The 18,923-nt window shown below is 64.8% G+C and carries 12 protein-coding genes; 5 read left to right on the top strand and 7 right to left on the bottom strand.

Annotated features, from left to right (window positions below; translation table 11 throughout):
- Positions 1-2: 2 nt before the first annotated feature.
- From mtnA to IRI77_RS24890, 7 genes are all read right to left on the bottom strand, one after another.
- Positions 3-1,031, bottom strand: coding sequence for an S-methyl-5-thioribose-1-phosphate isomerase (gene mtnA / locus IRI77_RS24860; protein WP_194447695.1), 1,029 nt, complete (start codon positions 1,029-1,031; stop codon positions 3-5).
- Complete coding sequence (locus IRI77_RS24865) at positions 1,031-1,771, bottom strand: CPBP family intramembrane glutamic endopeptidase (protein WP_194447696.1); 741 nt, start codon at positions 1,769-1,771, stop codon at positions 1,031-1,033. The genes mtnA and IRI77_RS24865 overlap by 1 nt, the downstream gene beginning before the upstream one ends.
- Positions 1,768-2,727 carry a hypothetical protein gene (locus IRI77_RS24870; protein ID WP_194447697.1) on the bottom strand — a complete coding sequence of 320 codons (960 nt, stop codon included), beginning with the start codon at positions 2,725-2,727 and terminating at the stop codon, positions 1,768-1,770. Before IRI77_RS24870 ends, IRI77_RS24865 begins: the two co-directional genes overlap by 4 nt.
- 10 nt (positions 2,728-2,737) lie before the next feature.
- Complete coding sequence (gene uvrA / locus IRI77_RS24875) at positions 2,738-5,512, bottom strand: excinuclease ABC subunit UvrA (protein ID WP_194447698.1); 2,775 nt, start codon at positions 5,510-5,512, stop codon at positions 2,738-2,740.
- Positions 5,509-5,727: a PGPGW domain-containing protein gene (locus IRI77_RS24880; RefSeq protein WP_194447699.1), complete on the bottom strand. Its 219-nt coding sequence runs from the start codon at positions 5,725-5,727 to the stop codon at positions 5,509-5,511. Before IRI77_RS24880 ends, uvrA begins: the two co-directional genes overlap by 4 nt.
- A 72-nt stretch (positions 5,728-5,799) precedes the next feature.
- Positions 5,800-6,456, bottom strand: a complete 657-nt coding sequence (trhA, locus tag IRI77_RS24885; protein WP_194453785.1) for a PAQR family membrane homeostasis protein TrhA — start codon at positions 6,454-6,456, stop codon at positions 5,800-5,802.
- A gap of 85 nt (positions 6,457-6,541) precedes the next feature.
- Positions 6,542-7,939 (bottom strand): MATE family efflux transporter, encoded by a 1,398-nt coding sequence (locus IRI77_RS24890; protein WP_194447700.1) that lies wholly within the window; start codon positions 7,937-7,939, stop codon positions 6,542-6,544.
- 174 nt (positions 7,940-8,113) lie between these two features.
- Between IRI77_RS24890 and IRI77_RS24895 the strand changes: the two genes are divergently transcribed.
- From IRI77_RS24895 to IRI77_RS24915, 5 genes are read left to right on the top strand one after another with little or no spacing between them, the layout of a single operon-like run.
- Entirely contained in the window at positions 8,114-10,504 is a 2,391-nt protein-coding gene (locus IRI77_RS24895) for an ABC transporter permease (protein WP_194447701.1), read from the top strand.
- 40 nt (positions 10,505-10,544) lie between these two features.
- Positions 10,545-12,194: an NAD+ synthase gene (locus tag IRI77_RS24900; RefSeq protein WP_194447702.1), complete on the top strand. Its 1,650-nt coding sequence runs from the start codon at positions 10,545-10,547 to the stop codon at positions 12,192-12,194.
- Entirely contained in the window at positions 12,191-14,455 is a 2,265-nt protein-coding gene (locus tag IRI77_RS24905; protein WP_194447703.1) for a bifunctional YncE family protein/alkaline phosphatase family protein, read from the top strand. Before IRI77_RS24900 ends, IRI77_RS24905 begins: the two co-directional genes overlap by 4 nt.
- A 17-nt stretch (positions 14,456-14,472) precedes the next feature.
- Complete coding sequence (locus IRI77_RS24910) at positions 14,473-16,620, top strand: glycoside hydrolase family 57 protein (protein ID WP_194447704.1); 2,148 nt, start codon at positions 14,473-14,475, stop codon at positions 16,618-16,620.
- A 38-nt stretch (positions 16,621-16,658) separates the two neighbouring features.
- Positions 16,659-18,923: a S9 family peptidase gene (locus tag IRI77_RS24915; protein ID WP_194447705.1), complete on the top strand. Its 2,265-nt coding sequence runs from the start codon at positions 16,659-16,661 to the stop codon at positions 18,921-18,923.

Consider the following 18,923-nt stretch of genomic DNA (forward strand, 5'->3'; position numbering starts at 1 on the left):
TGTTATTCCTGGGCCAGCCTCGGCAGGCTCTCCTCATAGGGTGGACGTGCGACGCCCTTTTCTGTGATGATCCCCGTCACATATCGATTCGGAGTCACGTCAAAGGCCGGATTCTCAACCTGCGTATTCTCGGGCGCCACCGGCACGCCGAACACTTCCGTCACTTCCGTCGAAGGCCGCTGTTCAATTGGAATCTGGTCGCCGTGGTCCAAGGTCAGGTCCAGTGTCGAGATCGGGGCCGCCACATAGAACGGGACGCCGTTCTCCTTCGCCAGCACCGCCACGCCGTAGGTGCCCACCTTGTTCGCCACGTCGCCGTTGCGCGCGATGCGGTCGGCGCCCACCACGACACAGCCGATGCGGCCGCTCTTCAGGAAGTGGCCCGCCATGTTGTCCGTGATCAGCTTCACCGGGATGTTGTCCTGCTGCAACTCCCACACCGTCAGCCGCGCGCCCTGCAGGAACGGCCGCGTCTCGTCGGCGAAGACGTCGATGTTCTTGCCCGCGTTCACCGCCGCCCGGATCACACCCAGCGCCGTGCCGAAGCCCGCTGTTGCCAGCGCACCGGCATTGCAGTGCGTCAGCACCGTCTTCCCGTCCGGAACCAGCGGAGCCCCATGCGCGCCAATCGCCTCGTTGATCGCGATGTCCTCGAGGTAGACCAGCTTCGCCTCTTTCACCATCGCCTCGCGCAGCGCCTCGATCGGCTGGCCCTGCATCGATGTGTAGAGCTTCTTCATCCGGTCAATCGCCCAGAACAGATTCACAGCCGTGGGCCGCGTCGCCGCCAGGGTCGAGCAGATGACTTCGAACTCAGCGTCCAACTGCGCCGGATCGGCTTTGAGCACGCCCAGGGCGACACCCATGGCCGCCGCCACGCCAATCGCCGGAGCGCCGCGGATCACCATCGTCTTGATGGCGTGCGCCATCTCTTCGTACGTGGTGCAGGTGACAAACTCCTCCACCCTCGGCAGCCGCGTCTGGTCAATCATCACCACGCCGGCATCGGTCCATTGAATGGTCTCGACCATTAGGAGAACAGTTCCTTCCTTTGAAGCAGGAATCCCGCGAAAAACGTAAGGTTGTAGGTGGCATGGACGAGAGTCGACGCAGCCGTCGAGCCCGTGCGTTGCCGCGTGTAACCAAAAACTGAGGATGCGAGCACCAGCAGCGCGATGTGCTGCCAGGTCCACGAATACTGCGGCCCGTGCAGCAGCGCGAACGGCAGGCTGCTCAGCACAATCCCCGCGGCCACCCCAAAGGTCCGCACCATCAGCGGCTGCAGGAACCCACGGAAGATCAGCTCTTCCGCCAGCGGACCCAGGGTGGTGGCAAAGAATCCCACAAGCAGGATCGACATCCGCCCATGCAGCAGCTTCTCAATCGAATTGTCGGTGACGGGAGTGTTCAACACCTGGCCCAGCACGGCAACCATGACTACCAGCAGCGGACCGGCAAGAATCGTGAGACCCATGCGCGGCCAGGGGACTTTCCACCCCAGCGAACGCCAGAAGGGTTCGTCGTACCGCGTCTTCAGCAGCAGGATCAGCACTCCAAACCACAGCGCGTAAGCCACAAACTGCAGCGTGATCGCCTTCACCGCATCGCTGGGCGGAGCGGAGGCCAGCGAAAACAAGCCCTTGCTCAGCAGCGCAGACAGAAAGAGACACGGCACGGCCAGAGTGAATATCAGCGCTGCGTCGATCCACGACCAGAACGGATGCTTGGGGCGCGGGCCGTCTTCCGCGAAAATGGAGCCCGGCTGCGTCATGACTGCTTCTCGATCAACAGCGCAGCCAGCAGAGGGATCATGATCTCGTGATGCCCCGTAATGGCATACCCTTGCCCGCCTCTTTGCGCGTGCGGCCGGCTCACGACGTTGACGCGCGGCCGGTAGTGCTGCAGAAAATCGAAGTTCGCCGTCGTGAACTCGCCCAGCGGATAACCGAGGTTCCGCACCACCGAAACGGCTTTCAGGAACACTTCGGGCAGCACCACCGCGCTGCCGATGTTCAGGTACGCGCCGCCGTCATTCAGCGTCCGTACCAGTGAACAGAACAGCCGGAAGTCGTGATGCGTGGCCGCCCCGATCGCGGCTCCATCCGCCGCCGGATGGGTATGCGGAGTGTCCGTTCCCACGGCCACATGCACCGTCACGGGAATCGACCGCTTCCACGCCTGGTACAGCAGGCACGCATCGGCATATTGCGATTTGACGATATGTTCCAGGTGCGCGCCCAGCGCCTCGCCCATCCCAATGCCCTGCTCGGCCGCCGCCCGGATTGCCAGGTTCATCTCGCGGCCGGTCTCTTCAGCCGACCCGAACCGCCCGTCCGGCAGCACGTCTTCCACCTCTTCCGACGTGCACCCGGCAATGCCGATTTCGAAGTCATGAATCGACGCCGCGCCATTCATGACGATGCCGCTCACAAAGCCACGATCCATCAAATCAATGAAAACAGGCGCCAGGCCGCACTTGATGACGTGCCCGCCAATACCCCACAGGATGCCGCGTTCGCGCACCCGCGCCTGTTCCAGCGCCGCCACGACACCGCGTAGCGAGTCTGCTGCCAGCAGCTTCGGCAACCGGTCCAACCAGGCGTTCAGCCCGCTGCCCGCCATGTGCGGCACGGCCATATGCTCGTGGCGCACCTTGCCGCCGCGCGCTTCAATCGGTACGGTGGAAAGTCCTTGGAACTCTAAGGGTTGGTGGCTGTATTTCGTCAATTCGGGTACTTCAACCAGCTTTGCCGTTTTTCAGCACTTTTTCAAGCGCTCGCGCCGTGTGGCTACGGCGGTTCTTCACCACCTGCTCCGGAGTCCCCGTCGCCACAATCGTCCCGCCCTTTTCGCCGCCCTCCGGACCCAGATCGATGATCCAGTCGGCCGACTTGATCACATCCGTATGGTGTTCAATGACCAGCACCGTATTGCCCAGGTCGACGAGCTGGTTCAACACATCCAGCAGCCGCCGGACGTCCTCGAAGTGCAGCCCTGTCGTCGGTTCGTCCAGGATGTACAGCGTTTTGCCCGTCTGCCGCCGGGACAGCTCCCGGCCCAGCTTGATGCGCTGCGCCTCGCCGCCCGACAGCGTGGTCGAGCTCTGGCCCAGGTGCAGATACCCTAGACCGACATCCACCAGCGTCTGCAGCTTTTGCTTGATCTGCGGGATGTTCTGCAGCAGCACCAGCGCGTCTTCCACCGTCGTTTCCAGCAGATCGGCGATGGACACGCCGTTGAACTTCACCTGCAGCGTCTCGGAGTTATACCTCCGCCCGCGGCACACATCGCAGGGCACAAACACGTCCGGCAGGAAGTTCATCTCGATCCGCTTCATACCGTCGCCCTGGCAGGCTTCGCAGCGCCCGCCCTTGACGTTGAAGCTGAACCGGCCCGGCTTGTACCCGCGTTCCCGCGATTCCGGCAGCATGGCGAAGATTTCGCGAATCGGCGTGAACACACCCGTGTACGTCGCAGGATTCGAGCGCGGCGACCGTCCGATGGGCGACTGGTCGATCTCCACCACCTTGTCGATATGCGCCAGCCCTTCCAGCTTGTCGTAGTTCCCCGGCTTCGCCTTGCTGTTGTACAGGAACTGCGAGATCGACCGGTACAGCAGGTCGTGGATCAGCGTCGACTTCCCGCTGCCGCTCACGCCCGTGATCACCATCAGCGTGCCCAGCGGAAACTCGACGTCGAGTTCCTTCAGGTTGTGCTCGCGCGCCCCGCGCAGCACCAGCTTGTTGCCATTGCCCGGCCGCCGGAACTCGGGAATCTCCACCGCCCGCTTACCACTCATGTACTGCCCGGTGAGCGAATCCTTGTTGGCCGCGATCTGCTTCGGAGTCCCCGCCGCCACCAGATATCCGCCCAGCCGGCCAGCGCCGGGACCCAGGTCGATCACATAGTCGGCCCGCTCGATCGTCTCCTGGTCGTGCTCCACCACCAGCACCGTGTTGCCAAGATCCCGCAGCCGGCCCAGCGTATCCAGCAGCTTCTCGTTGTCCCGCGGATGCAGCCCGATGGACGGCTCGTCCAGTACATACAAGACGCCGCGCAGTTTCGACCCGATCTGCGTGGCCAGCCGGATCCGCTGCGCCTCGCCGCCCGACAGCGTCGCAGCCGACCGCTCCAGCGACAGGTAGTCCAGCCCCACGGCGGTCAGGAACTCCAGACGGTTCCGGATCTCTTCCACGATCCGCGCGCCAATCTGCTCTTCCCTGGGCGTCAACACCCATTCCCGGGCCGCCGGCAGCGCCCGCGCAATCGGCATGCCGGTGAACTCGGCGATCCCCATGCCCTTCACCCGCACAGCCAGGCTCGAAGGCCGCAACCGCTGGCCGTGGCAGGTTGCGCACGGCGTAGCCGACATGTACTCCATCAGGTACTCGCGGTAGCCCTCGCTGTAATCCTCAAAGGCCCGCTCCAGGATCTTGATGATGCCCGGGAAGCCGGTTGCTCCGTAGAGCAGCGCCTGCTGGTTCTTCGGCGTCAACTCGTCGAAGGGCTTCGTGATATTGATCTTAAGCTTCTTCGCGGCCTCGCTCACCGATTGCTGCATCAGCGCCGAACTGCCGCCCGGGCCGAGTCCGCCGTCGAACAGCGGCTTCGACGAATCCACAATCACCTTGATGGGGTCGAAGCTCCACGAACTGCCCAGCCCGTGACAGGTCTCGCACGCGCCATAGGGGCTGTTGAACGAGAACGAGCGAGGCTCGATCTCGGGCACCGATTCTCCGCAGTCCGGACAGGCCATCTTCTGCGAATAAAGCCGTTCGCTCTCACCCGATGGACCGTTCACCACCACCACCGTCACCAGCCCGTTCGCCAGCTTGGTGGCCGTCTCGATGGATGCCTCCAGCCGCTTCTCCAAACCGGGCTTCAGCAGCAGACGGTCGACCACCACTTCGATCGTGTGATTCTTCCGTTTGTCCAGTGCGATCTCTTCGTCCAGCGACCGCAGAACGCCGTCGATCCGCGCCCGAACGAACCCAGCCCGGGCGTACTTCTCCAGTTCTTTCTTGTACTCGCCCTTCCGGCCGCGAGCCACCGGAGCCAGGATCATAATCCGGTCGTCCTGCCGCAGCGCCAGGATGTTCTCGAGGATCTGCTGCGTCGTCTGCTTGGAAATCGGGATCCCGCAGTTCGGGCAGTGCGGCACACCGATCGAAGACCACAGCAGGCGCAGGTAGTCGTAGATCTCGGTGATCGTCCCGACAGTAGACCGGGGGCTGCGATTGGTCGTCTTCTGCTCGATGGAGATGGCCGGGCTCAGCCCGTCGATGGAATCCACCTCAGGCCGTTCCATCTGGTCCAAGAATTGGCGAGCATACGGCGAAAGTGTCTCGACGTACCTCCGCTGTCCCTCGGCATAGATCGTGTCGAAGGCCAGCGAAGATTTGCCGGAACCGCTCAGTCCGGTAATCACCGTCAGCGTGTTACGGGGAATCTCGACGCTGATGTTCTTCAGATTGTGCATCCGCGCCCCATGCACGGTTATGCTCTTGATCATTGCGGAGTCTTACTATTGTCCCGCATACGGCCGGTCTGCTGTTCGAACTTCCTTTTGGCCCAATTGAGCAGCCGCCGGATGGGAGGGAAGTAGTCGGCGAGGATCACCAGGCCCGGGATCAGGAACACCCACCCCGGCATAATGGGCAGGATCAGCCCGAGAATGCCAAGCAGGACTAATCCAAACCCGGAGAGGATGCGCAGGAGTTTGGCCAAGGAAGCAGTTTCAGTTTAGCATCCACCTGTCGAAAGATCGCCGAATTGGAATAAGTTTGCATCCGCCGCGGCTCAATGCGCGCGCGGCAAAACATACAACCACACCGCCACGAAGTGGCATGCGCTGCCCGCCAGCACGAACAGGTGCCACACGGCGTGGGCGTACTTCCGGCGCCAGGTATAGAACACGACGCCCAGCGTGTACGACAAGCCTCCGGCCAGCAACCAGAGGAACCCGCCCCACGGCAGCGCCGCCAGCAGCGGCTTGATCGCCACCACTGCCACCCAGCCCATCAGCAGGTAGACCGAGGTGGAGAGGATCTCCATCCTGCCGGTGAAGAAGCATTTGAACCCGATGCCCAGCACCGCCAGGCCCCAAACCACGCCAAACAAAGCCCAGCCCCAGGGCCCGCGCAGTGTGACCAGCAGAAACGGCGTGTAGGTCCCCGCGATGAGCAGGTAAATCGAGATGTGGTCGAAAACGCGGAAGATCCGCTTGGCCCGGCCGTTGGTCAGCGCGTGGTAGAGGGTGGAAGACAGGTAAAGCAGAATCAGGCTGGAGCCGTACACGGCGCAGGCCACCACCTGCCGCCCGGTGCCGCGGCTCGCCGCCGCCGCCACCATCATTACGAGAGCCGCCACACTCAGCAGGGCGCCCAGCCCGTGCGTCAGGCTGTTGGCGATCTCCTCGCCTGCCGTGAGAACCGCGTCCTCTCCTGTTCGAGAGATGCTTGCCTCCCCGGGGCCTCACGCCCCTGTCTCTATCATCCCTCTCCTGAGGCCCTCGGGAACCGGTTCTCCCCTCGGGGAGCACTCATATCGCCTGTTTCTTCCACCGGCCCCGCCGGAACACCATCACCCCCACCACCGCGAGGACAGATTCCGCGGCCGGCACTGCCCAAAACGCGCCTACCGCGCCGAATTGCAGGTGGATCGCCAGGAACCACGCCAGGGGGATCTGAAACATCCAGTAGCAGGCCAGATTCACGATCGTCGGGGTTACGGTGTCGCCTGCCCCATTCAGCGCCTGGACCATGACCATTCCGTACGCATAGAACACGTATCCGTAGCTGATGATGCGCAGGCACTGCGCCCCATATCGCACCACGTCCGGCTCTGTGGAAAAGAATCGGATCATCGGTTCCGGGAAGAGGATGCAGGCCAGGCCCACCAACCCCAGGAAACACATGTTGTAGAGCCCGGTACGCCACACAGCCTGCTCCGCCCGGTCCGGTTCGCGGGCCCCCAGGTTCTGGCCCACCAGGGTCGCTGCCGCATTGGCCAGGCCCCACGATGGCAAGAGTGTGAAGACGATCACCCGGATGGCGATCGTATACCCGGCCAGCGCCGCGCTGCCCGACTTCGCGATCACCGTCACCAGCCCCACCCAGCTTGCATGGGCAATGAGGAACTGCAGCATGCCCGTGGCGGAGATCCGCGACAGGCGCCGCAGAATCGCGAAGTCCACTCGCACCTGCGCCCAGGTCACCGCGACCCGGCCGCGCCCGCGGAAGAGCACGATCAACTGCAGCACGACGCCGAACGACCGGCTGATGGACGTCGCCACCGAAGCGCCCGTGATGCCCAACTCCGGAAATGGGCCCAGCCCGTAAATCAGGCAGGGATCCAGCACCATGTTCAACAGGTTCGCCGCCCACAGCACGCGCATCGCGATAGCCGCATCGCCCGCTCCGCGGAAGATTGCGTTCATCAGGAACAGCAGCATGATGCTTGGCGAAGAGCCCAGCATGATCGCTGTGTAACGGTGCGTCGACTCCACCACGATCGGCTCTCCGCCAATCAGGCGCAGCAGGTTGCTGGAATAGAGGATGCCCGGCACCGCCGTGAGCAGGGACAGAAACAGCCCCAGAATGATCGCCTGGACGGCCGCCACCGCCGCGCCATCCGGATCCTTCTCTCCGGTCCGCCGGGCGACCATGGCCGTGGTGGCCATGCCCACCCCCATCGCCACGGCATACAGCACGGTGAGCATCGTCTCAGTGAGACCGACACCCGCCACGGCATGCTCGCCCAGCCGCGCCACCCAGAAGATGTTCACGATGCCGAAGAGCGACTCCATGCACATCTCCAGCACCATGGGCACGGCCAGAAGGAGAATAGCGCGCGAAAGCGGCTCGCTGGTATAGTCGCGCTCCGCGCCGGCTACGGCGTCGCGGATGTCACGCCACAGCGAATTGGACCCCTGGGCCATCCTTCCAGTCTACCGGCCGGGCACCGCGAAAATACTACATCTCGGTAAATTGCCAGGTCATCTCTTACTTCATCAGGAGTTCGGCCCACAGAAGCCCCTGCGCTCAGGCGTGCCCGCCGTCAGGTCCACGACCGCTCCGGCAACGAACGTCATTTCCATGAGGAGACCCGCGACATGCATCGGTTCCACTGGCTCGATACGCTGTTCCGGGACCTCCGCCATGCCGCGCGTGGCCTCCGGCGCCGGCCGGCGTTTGTCGCCACGGCGCTTGCCTCCCTGGCTCTGGGCATCGGCGTAAATAGCGCCATCTTCAGCGTGGTGGACGCGGCCCTTCTCCAACCCCTGCCCATTCCGGACTCCGGCCGCCTGGTGATGGTCAAGGAGTTCAAAGGCTCGGAAAGCTCAGGCGGCAACCCGCGGCGTCTGCACGACTGGGCCACCCAGGTGGACGCCTTCTCGGCCGCGGCCGCCTTCTACGGTGAAACGGGCATCTGGCAATCGAACGGCGGCCCGGTGCGCCTGCAGCTGGTGCGGACCTTCGGCGACATCTTCCCGGTGCTGTCGGTCACTCCGGCCCTGGGCCGGGCGTTCACACCCGACGAATCCAAGGGCTTGGGCGCTCCGGTCGCCCTGCTGAGCGATGCCGCCTGGCGCCGCCACTTCAGCGCGGATCGCAAAATGCTAAACCGCTCTATCACACTGAGCGGTACGCAGTTCACCATCATCGGCGTGATGCCGCCCGGCCTCCAGTACCCGGAAGATGCCGACTTCTGGGCGCCCGGTCCGGTTGACGTGCAGAATGCCAGCCGGCAGGCGGGTTTCCTCGATACCATTGGCCGCCTGAAGGCCGGAGTATCGCTGCAACTCGCACAAAGTACGGTAGATGTTGTATCGGAACGGCTTCGTCAACAATATCCTGCCACCGACAAGGATCTACACGCCCGAGTCGTGTTTCTCCAGGATGAAGTGGCCGGTGAAGCGCGAACCCCCTTGCTGGTCCTTCTGGGCGCCGCAGGATTCGTCCTGCTGCTCACCTGCGTCAATCTGGCGAACCTGCTGCTGGCCCGGGCGGGGGAACGCGCCCGCGAAGCTTCCATCCGGGCCGCCCTGGGCGCCGGCCGCGCCGGCCTGGTCAGGCTCTTCCTGTTGGAAAGCGGACTACTCGCGGTCGCCGGAGCCGGCCTGTCCCTGCTGGCTGCCATGTTCGGTATCGATATCCTCAAAACCCTGCTGCCCCAGGACTTGCCGCGCCTCGCCGGCGCCTCCCTCGATGCTCGCGTCCTCGCCTTCACCGCCCTGCTGGCCCTGACCTGCGCCCTGTTCTTTGGACTCGCTCCGGCCTGGCGCGCCTCGCGCATCAACTTCGCCGCCGGCCTGAAGGAAGGCGGACCCGGCGGCGCCGCCGTGCGCCGCGACTCCTGGTTCCGCGGCCTGCTGGTTGTGGTGCAGGTGAGCCTGTCCGTCATCCTGGTTGTGGGCGCGGCCCTGCTGACCATCACCTTCCGCGAACTGCGCCAGACACCCCTCGGTTTCCGGCCCGATCACGTCCTCACCGTGATGGTCGAACAGCCTTGGAACACCGCCAAGCCGGAGATCGACCGCTTCCAGAACGCGCTGCTGGAAAGGTTTCGCGCGCTGCCCGGCGTCCGCATTGCCGGCTTTGCAGACCGCCTGCCCCTGGAGGGCGGATCCCAGACCGGCCCCGTCCAGATCCAGGGCCGCACCCTGCCGCCCACCCTCGCCTCGGCTCCGGCCGGCCATCGCGCCTATGGCGGAGATTACTTTCAGGCCATGAACATCCCCCTGCTGCAGGGCTCCTGGCCGGCCCGCAAAGACCAGGTGCTGATCAACCGCACCTTTGCCGCGCGCTACCTGGCGGGTGTCGATCCCATCGGTCAACACGTCACGTTCGACCGCAAGAACCCGAAGTGGCTGGAAGTGGCCGGTGTGGTCGGCGATATCCGCAAGAACGTGGAGAAAAGCCCCGACGCCGAGGTCTATGCCGACATGTCCACCGTCTACTGGCCCATGGCGCGCTATGCCCTGCGCGCTCAAGGGGATCCGGCGGCATTGGCGAGGGCCGTCCGCGGTCAGATCTACGCTGTCGATCTGTCCTTCATCCCTTCGGCCATCCGGACGATGGACGAGGGCATCGACCGCTCGGTCGCCAGCCAGCGGACCCGGGCTTCGCTCATCGGCGGATTCGCCCTGGCCGCCCTGCTGCTGGCTTGTGTAGGCATTTACGGGCTGCTGGCCGGCGAAGTCGCCCAGCGCCGGCAGGAGTTCGGGCTGCGCATCGCGCTGGGCGCGCGGCCGGCGGATATCTTTTCGCTTACCATGTGGCGCGGCCTGCGGCTGGCCGTGATCGGGCTGGTGCTAGGGCTGGGCGGAGCCTACGCCCTCAGCGGGGCACTGAGTTCCATGCTCTACGGTGTGCAACCCGGGAACCCCCTGGTCTACGCGGCTGGCTGCGGCGCCGCCCTGGCTGCGGCTACCCTCGCCTGCCTATTGCCCGCGCGCCGGGCGGTCCGCACCGACCCCATTTCTTCGCTGCGTCACGAATAGGACCAGAGCGCTCGCTACAATGGAGATTCCTCCATTTCCTATGCGCATCGCTCTCTGCCAGATCAATAACACCGTCGGTGATCTTGCTGGCAACTCGGCGCTGATCCAGCGCTTCGCCCGCCAGGCCGCCGAGGCGGGCGCCGAATTGGCTGTCTTTCCGGAACTCGCCCTCACCGGCTACCCGCCTCGCGATCTGGTGGAGAAGCCTTCCTTTCTCGAACGCACCGCCGAAGCGCTGACGGAACTCGTCGACGCCACACGCCATCTGCCGCTGGGCCTCATCGTCGGCTATGTCGGCCGTGCCCCGGCCGGTTCCGCGCGCCGCGCCACCAACTCGGCTGCCCTCATCGAAGGCGGCCGCGTCCTCTTCCGGCAGACCAAGATGCTGCTGCCCACCTACGACGTCTTCGACGAGTGGCGCAATTTTCAGCCGGCCGAGAAGCAGGAAATCGTTGAGTTCCGCGGCACGCGCATCGCCCTCACCATCTGTGAGGACGCCTGGAACGACAAGCAGTTCTGGGAGCGGCCGCTTTATAAGAACGATCCCGTCGAGGCGCTGGTCCGCCAGGGTGCGCAGATCGTCATCTCGATCAACGGCTCGCCCTACGACACCGCCAAACGCGCGGTGCGCCGCCAGATGTTCTCCGCCATGGCCCTGCGCTACGGCCTGCCGCACGTCTACGTAAACATGGTGGGCGGCAATGATCAACTGGTCTTCGACGGCTCCAGCTTTGCGATGGACTCCGCCGGCGCCGTGATCTCCTCGCTGAAGTCGTTCGAGGAAGACATGGTCCTCTTTGAAAGCGAGGGCTGCACCGGCGAACTCCACGATACGCACCCCAGCGAGACCAGCGCGGTCTACGACGCCCTGGTGCTGGGCACGCGCGACTATCTGCGCAAGTGCGGTTTTAAAGGAGTCCTGCTGGGCCTCAGCGGCGGCATCGACTCCACGCTGGTGGCCTGCGTCGCCGCCGATGCCGTGGGTAAGGAGAACGTCGTGGGTGTGGGCATGCCCGGCCCGTACTCCTCCGATCACAGCGTGAAGGACGCCCGCGACCTCGCCGAAAACCTCGGCATCCGCTTCGAGATGGCGCCCATCACCAGCGCCTACGACGAGGTGCTGCGTTCGCTCGATCCCATCTTCCAGGGCGCACGCCGCGACGTGACGGAAGAGAACGTCCAGGCCCGCCTCCGCGGCCTGACGCTGATGGCGCTTTCGAACAAGTGGGGCGCGCTGGTGCTGACGACGGGCAACAAGAGCGAGATCGCTGTAGGCTACTGCACGCTCTATGGCGACATGTGCGGCGGCTTGGCCGTGATCAGCGACGTCCCCAAAACGATGGTCTACGAGCTGTGCCGCGAAGTGAACCGGCGCAAGGGGCCCGTAATCCCGGAGAGCGTCTTTACCAAGCCGCCTTCGGCCGAACTGCGGCCCGACCAGAAGGACTCCGATTCGCTGCCCGAATACGATGTGCTCGACCGCATTCTCAAGGCCTATGTCGAGGAGTTGAAGCCGCCCGCGCTCATCGCCTCCGAACAGAACGTGCCGATGGAGCTGGTGCGCGACATCGTCAACAAAGTCGACCGCAACGAGTACAAACGCCAGCAGGCCGCGCCCGGCTTGAGGGTCACGTCAAAAGCCTTCGGCATCGGGCGCCGGTTCCCCATCGCACAGAGGTTTTTCGAATGAGAATGCCCATCCGCATCGCCGTGTTCGCAGGTGCGCTGGCCGCCGCCGGAGCGCTGATCTCGCAGACCGGTGATCCGCGCCGCGTGGGCCCCACCATGAATGGCGGCTTCCTGCTGAACACCGGCTGGCTGCTGAAGCCCGCGGGCCGCCAGGTGCCGCTCCAGACGCTGCCCATGGCCTCGGCACTGTCGCCCAGCGGCAAATTTCTCGTCATCCTGCAGGCCGGCGCGCAGCCGCCTTCGGTGAGCCTGCATGACCCCGCCACGCTGGCTGAACTCGATCGCCTCGCGCTGCCCGACGCCTGGCTGGGCCTCAGCTTCGCGCCCGTGGGCGATGTCTTTTATGTGAGCGGCGGCTCCACCGCCACGGTGTTCGAGATCGGCATCAGCCCGACGGCGAAGCTCGAGATGCGGCGCCAGTTCGCGCTGGTGCCCGAGGACAAACGGAAGGCGACAGATCTGATCGGCGATGTCACGCTCTCGCCGAATGGCCGGCTCATCTACGCCGCCGCGGTGCTGCGCAACTCGATCTTCGTGATCAACCCGCAGTCCGGCATGGTGATCGAGGAGTGGAAGACGGGCCAACGCCCCTACCGCATTCTGTTCCACTCCGACGGCGCCTCTTTCTACGTCTCGGGTTGGGGCGACGGCTCCATTTATCATCACAACGCGACCAGCGGCGAGATCCTGGCGCGCTACCCTGTTGGCCCGCAGCCCATGGACATGGTGTGGCGCGACAAGGCTCCGGAGGTCGAGCAGGGCGAGGCGCCGCCACAGTTCAAATCGCGCCTCTTCGTGGCCCTGGCCGGCGCGAACAACGTGGCCGTCTTCGGAGTCACTGAGAACAAGACCATGTTCCGCGTGGATTCCATCTACGCCGCCCTGGCGCCCAACAACCAGCCCATCGGCATGACGCCCAGTGCGCTCGCTCTTTCCGAGGACGAGGATAGGCTGTACATCGTCTGCTCAGACGCCAACGTCGTGGCGCAGGTGGCCATCGCCGGCAAACGCGGCATGGTGGAAGGTCTTATCCCAACGGGTGCGTACCCCACCTCGGCGCGCGTGTTGAAAGACCGGAATCTGCTGGTGTTGAACGGACGCGCCCCGCGCGGCGGCGGCAGCGCTTCGATCATGCCCGACCCCACGCCCGAGCAGATGGAAGCCTACGGCAAGACGGCGCTCGAGTCCTCCGCCTATCACGTGCAGGATGAGTTCCGGAACCCGCTGCCCATGGGCCACGCGCTGTTCCGCAACGAGACGGTGAAGCCGCCCATCCAGCATGTGATCTACGTGCTGAAAGAGGGCCGGACCTATGACGAGATCCTGGGCGACGTCGACGGCGGCAAGGGCAATCCGGCCAACGCCGTCTTTGGGGAAGACGTAACACCGAACCATCACAAGCTGGCGCGAGAGTACGCGCTGCTGGACAACTTCTATGTCACCGGCGACAGCGCCGCGGCGGGCTTGAGTTGGAGCACCGCCGCGCTGGCTCCGCCATTCCTGCAATTGCTGGGACCCGGCGCCGATGCGGGCCGCCGCAAACTGGACGCGTTGGAGGGCGGCGAACGCGCGGCCCAGCCGCCGGCCGGCTATCTGTGGTCGAACGCCATGCAACGGCGTCTCTCGGTCCGCAACTACGGCATGTCGGTTACGAACATCGAGCCGGCGCCCGCCAGTGGGGTCCAGGTTTCCGCCGTGAAGGAGCCTTCGCTGATGCAGGCCACCAACAAGGCCTATCGCGGCGCCGATGCCCGCTACCGCGACACCGAGCGAGTCAAGGTCTTCCTGAAGGATCTCGCCGAGGCGGAGACCACGAGCACCCTGCCGGAGTTGATGATCCTGCGTTTGAACAACGACCGCACCGCCGGCTCGGCTTCGAAGCTGCCCACGCCCAAGGCCGCCGTGGCCGACAACGACGCCGCGCTGGGTCAACTGGTGGCGGCCGTGAGCCGCAGCCGCTTCTGGGCGTCCACCGTGATCTTCGTGGTCGAGACCTCAACGCAGGGTGGCCCGGATCATATCGATCCGCACCGCGCTCCGGCGTTCGTCATCTCGCCCTATACGCGCAACCGCGGCATCGATTCGACGATGTATAACTCCATGTCCGTGCTGCGCTCCATTGAGGCCGTACTGGGCATGGTTCCAATGACCATGCACGACGCGGGCGGACCGGTGATGCGCGCTCCCTTCCTGGCGTCGCCGGATACCGCGGCCTACGGAGCCGTCGGGCCCAGGCAGAACCTGGAAGAGCGCAACCCCTAGCCGTTTCGGAAGTATCGATGCCGCACACCTACCTCGTCTTCGTCTGGCACATGCACCAGCCCTTCTACAAGGATCTGGCCACGGGCGAATACCAGTTGCCGTGGACGCGCATGCATGCGTTGAAGGACTACTACGGCATGGTGGAGATGCTGGAGGAGTTCCCGTCGATCCGCCAGACATTCAACCTGGTGCCGTCGATGATGGTGCAGATCGAGGAGTACGCCAAGGGCGAGGCGCTGGACCCGTTCCTGCATCGCGCGCTCAAGCCGGCCGAGGAGCTGACGGACAGCGAGCAGGAGTTCATCCTCAAGTATTTCTTCCAGGCCAACCCGTCGCGCATGGTCTACCGTTATAGCCGCTACGGCGAGCTCTACGATGCGTGGCGCGCGGCCGAAGGCAATGTGGAGCGCCTGCGGCGCAGCCTGGGCGCTCCGGGCATGCGCGACCTGCAGGTGCTGTCGCAGCTGGCCTGGTTCGACGAGATCTTCCAGGAGAACGATCCCGAGGTCCGGCAACTGAACGAGAAAGGCCGCGACTTCACATTGGAAGACCAGGCCCTGATGGGCCGCAAGCAGTTGGAGATCATCGGCCACGTGCTGCCGGCTTACCGGCGCATGGCGCTGAAGGGCCAGGTGGAGCTCTCCGTCACGCCCTACTATCACCCCATCCTGCCGCTGCTGTGCGATTCGAACATCGCGCTGCAGTCGCACCCCGGAGTGCCGCTGCCGCGGCGCTTCCAATATCCCGGCGACGCGCGCCTGCAGGTTCATAAGGCTCTCGATTACGCCGAAGAGAAGCTCGGTTTCCGCCCGCAGGGCATGTGGCCGTCCGAAGGCTCAGTCTCCGACGAAGTGCTGGCCCTCGCCTACGACGAAGGTGTCCGCTGGATGGCCACCGACAACGGCGTGCTGGGCGCGACCCTGAGTTCGCTGGCCGGGGTCCGCGAGACCTACCGGCCCTATGTCTGGAAGCAGGATGGCCGCGAGATGCGGATGATCTTCCGCGACCACTTCCTCAGCGACCTGATTGGCTTCGTCTATTCGCGCATGGACGCCCGCGCGGCCGCGCATCACTTCCTGGACCGCATCCGCGAGAATGCCCGCGTGCTGCACAACGAGGGGCGTGACGCGATGGTGCCGGTCATCCTCGACGGCGAGAACGCGTGGGAGCACTTCGATCACAATGGCCGGCCCTTCCTGAAAGAGCTCTACCGGCTGATCTCGGAGGATCCCGGCCTCTCCGCCGTCACGGTGAGTGAAGCGCTGGAGCGGATTCCAGCCACCGAATTGCCACGCATCCACCCGGGCTCGTGGATCAATGCGAACTACGACATCTGGATCGGCGCCGAGGAAGACAACCAGGCCTGGGAGTATCTGCTGGATGCGCGCCAGACCTACGACCGCGTAGTCAACGGCCCGGAGGGCGCCGCTCTCAGTGAGGCCGGCAAGGCGATGGCGCTGGAAGAGTTGCTGATCGCCGAGGGCAGCGACTGGTGCTGGTGGTATGGTCCGCAGCACCATTCCGAGAACCGCCCCGAGTTCGACAAGTTGTTCCGCGACCACCTGGCGCACGTTTACCGGGCCTTGGAACTGTCGCCGCCGGAGCATCTGTCGCGCACGATCCTGCGCATCGCCACGCCTGCCTATCAGCAGCCGCCCAGCGGCCTGATCTCCCCGCGCATCGACGGCGAAATCTCGTCTTACTTCGAGTGGATGGGCTCCGGCATCTACAGCCCGGATCACCGCCAGGGGGCCATGCACGGGCGCGACAACGCCGTGCGCGAGGTCCGTTATGGAAGCGACGGGCAAAAACTGTTCCTGCGTGTGGATCTCGAGCAGCAGAAGCCGGGCGCGCTGGCCGGGCTGGAGGTCCGTGTCATTGTGAAGTCGGTTCGCCATGAGAGTGAACTCCACGCCACGCTGCTGGAGAACGGCGCAAAGGGCACCGTGGTCAGGTCGACGCGCAAACGGACCCTGGGCGCTGAAGTATCCTGTGCCTATTCGCAGATTTTTGAGATGAGTGTGGACCTGCTGAGCATGGGCGGCCGGTCCGCCGAGATGATCCAGTTGCAGATGTCGCTCTGGCGCGACGGGCTGCCGCTGGAAGCCGCACCGGCGCAGGGCTGGCTGGAATTAGTTCCTTCCGAGCCGTCTGACTGGGAGTAACCTTCAATCCGTTTGCCGTCTGGAAAGTGAGGAGCCCGATGAGATTTTCCGCTCTCGTTGCGTTGGCGTGCGCGCCGGTTTGGGGCCAGGCGATCACACCGCGCCTGCCGGAAGCGCTGGATGCCCAGTTGAAGCGCATTTTCCTGAAGGACGACTTCAGCGCGAAGACGTTCCGCCAGGCCCGCTGGGTGGAGAGCGGAGCCGCCTACACCACGCTGGAAGGGGGTGGCGGCGAGGACGACAGCAAGACCGGGCCCCGGGACATTGTGCGCTACGACACCGCGACCGGGGAACGCAGCATCCTGGTGGCGGCCACCGCCCTGAAGCCCGCTCCGGATGCCGCGCCGCTCTCGATTCGCGACTACACCTGGTCGGCCGACGGTCAGCGGCTGCTCATCTTTACCAACACCAAGCGCGTCTGGCGGCAGAATACACGGGGCGACTATTGGGTGTGGGAGCGGGCCAGCGGAGCGCTGCGGAAGCTGGGCGGCGCCGTGGCTCCGTCGTCGTTGATGTTCGCGAAGTTCTCGCCCGACGGCGGGCGCGTCGCCTATGTCCACAACAACAACATCTATGTGGAGGACCTGCGCACCAGCGCGGCGACACAATTGACGTCGGATGGTTCGGCCACGACGATCAACGGCACGTCGGATTGGGTCTATGAGGAAGAGTTCGCCGTGCGCGACGGCTTCCGCTGGAGCCCGGATGGCAAGTCGATCGCCTACTGGCAGTTCGACACCACCGGCGTCGGCGAGTTCACGCTGATCAACAACACCGACGGGCTATACCCGCGGCTGATCCGCATCCCTTATCCCAAGTCCGGCACAAAGAACTCGGCCGTGCGTGTGGGCGTGGTGCCCGCCAAGGGCGGCGCAACGAAATGGATGGATGTGCCCGGCGATTCACGCGAGCAGTACATCGCCCGCGTGGAGTGGAGCCCTGATTCGAAGCAGGTGGCCCTGCAGCACCTGAACCGGCAGCAGAACCGCAACGACCTGCTGCTGGCCGATGCGGCGACGGGCAAGACCGAGCGGGCCTTTCGGGATGAGGACCAGGCCTGGGTGGATGTCGTTGACGATTTTCACTGGGTGGATGGCGGCGGGCAGTTCACGTGGCTGAGCGAGCGCGGCGGTTGGCGGCAGGCGTGGATCGTGTCGCGCGATGGGCAGTCGAGCCGGGCCGTGACTCCGGTGGGCGCCGACGTGGTGCGTTTCCTGCGGCTGGATGACCAGGAGCAGTGGATCTACTACATCGCCTCGCCCGACAACGCCACGCAGCGCTATCTGTGGCGGATGCGGCTGAACGGGCAAGGCAAGCCGGAGCGCCTGACGCCGGCCAATCAGCCCGGCACGCATAGTTACTCCATCGCGCCGAACGGCCGCTGGGCGTTCCATACGTGGTCTTCCTTCGACCGGCCGCCGCTGACGGAGCTGGTCAGCCTGCCCGAGCATAAGGCGGTACGCACATTGGAGGACAACGCGGAGTTGCGGCAGGCCGTCGCGCCCACGCTGGAGAACCGCTCGGAGTTCTTCGAGGTGAAGGGCGCCAACGGAGTCGCGATGAACGGCTGGATGATCAAGCCGCGCGGGTTCGACGCGTCGAAGAAGTATCCCGTGCTGGTGCACGTGTATGGCGAGCCGGCCGGCACCACCGTGAATGACGCCTGGAGCGGGAGCCGCGAGATGTTCCACCGCGCGCTGGCGGAGGCGGGCTACGTCGTCGTGAGCTTCGACAACCGGGGTACGCCGGCGCCCAAGGGGCGTGATTGGCGCAAGGTGGTCTACGGCGAGGTGGGTGTGGCGTCGTCGGAAGACCAGACCGCGGCGTTGCGCGCCCTGATGGCCGAGCGGCGCTACTTGGATCCCGAACGGACCGCCGTGTGGGGCTGGAGCGGCGGAGGTTCGAACACGCTGAACCTGATGTTCCGTTCGCCGGATGTCTACAAGACGGGCATGTCCGTGGCGCCGGTGCCCGACCAGGAGCTCTACGACACCATCTACCAGGAACGCTACATGGGTGTGCCGCAGACGAACAAGGCGGGCTACGACCGGGGGTCGCCCATCCGTTTCGCCGAAGGGCTGAAGGGGAACCTGCTGATCGTCCACGGGACGGGCGACGACAACGTGCACTATCAGGGGTTGGAGCGGCTCATCAACCGGCTGGTGGAGTTGGGGAAGCCGTTCGACATGATGGCCTACCCGAACCGGTCACACGCGATTTCGGAAGGCGAAGGTACGTCGTACCACATCTACGGCCTGCTGGCCCGGTATCTGTGGCAGCACGTGCCGGCGGGCGGCAAGTAG

Origin of the sequence: Paludibaculum fermentans (genome assembly GCF_015277775.1) — a bacterium.
GTDB lineage: Bacteria > Acidobacteriota > Terriglobia > Bryobacterales > Bryobacteraceae > Paludibaculum > Paludibaculum fermentans.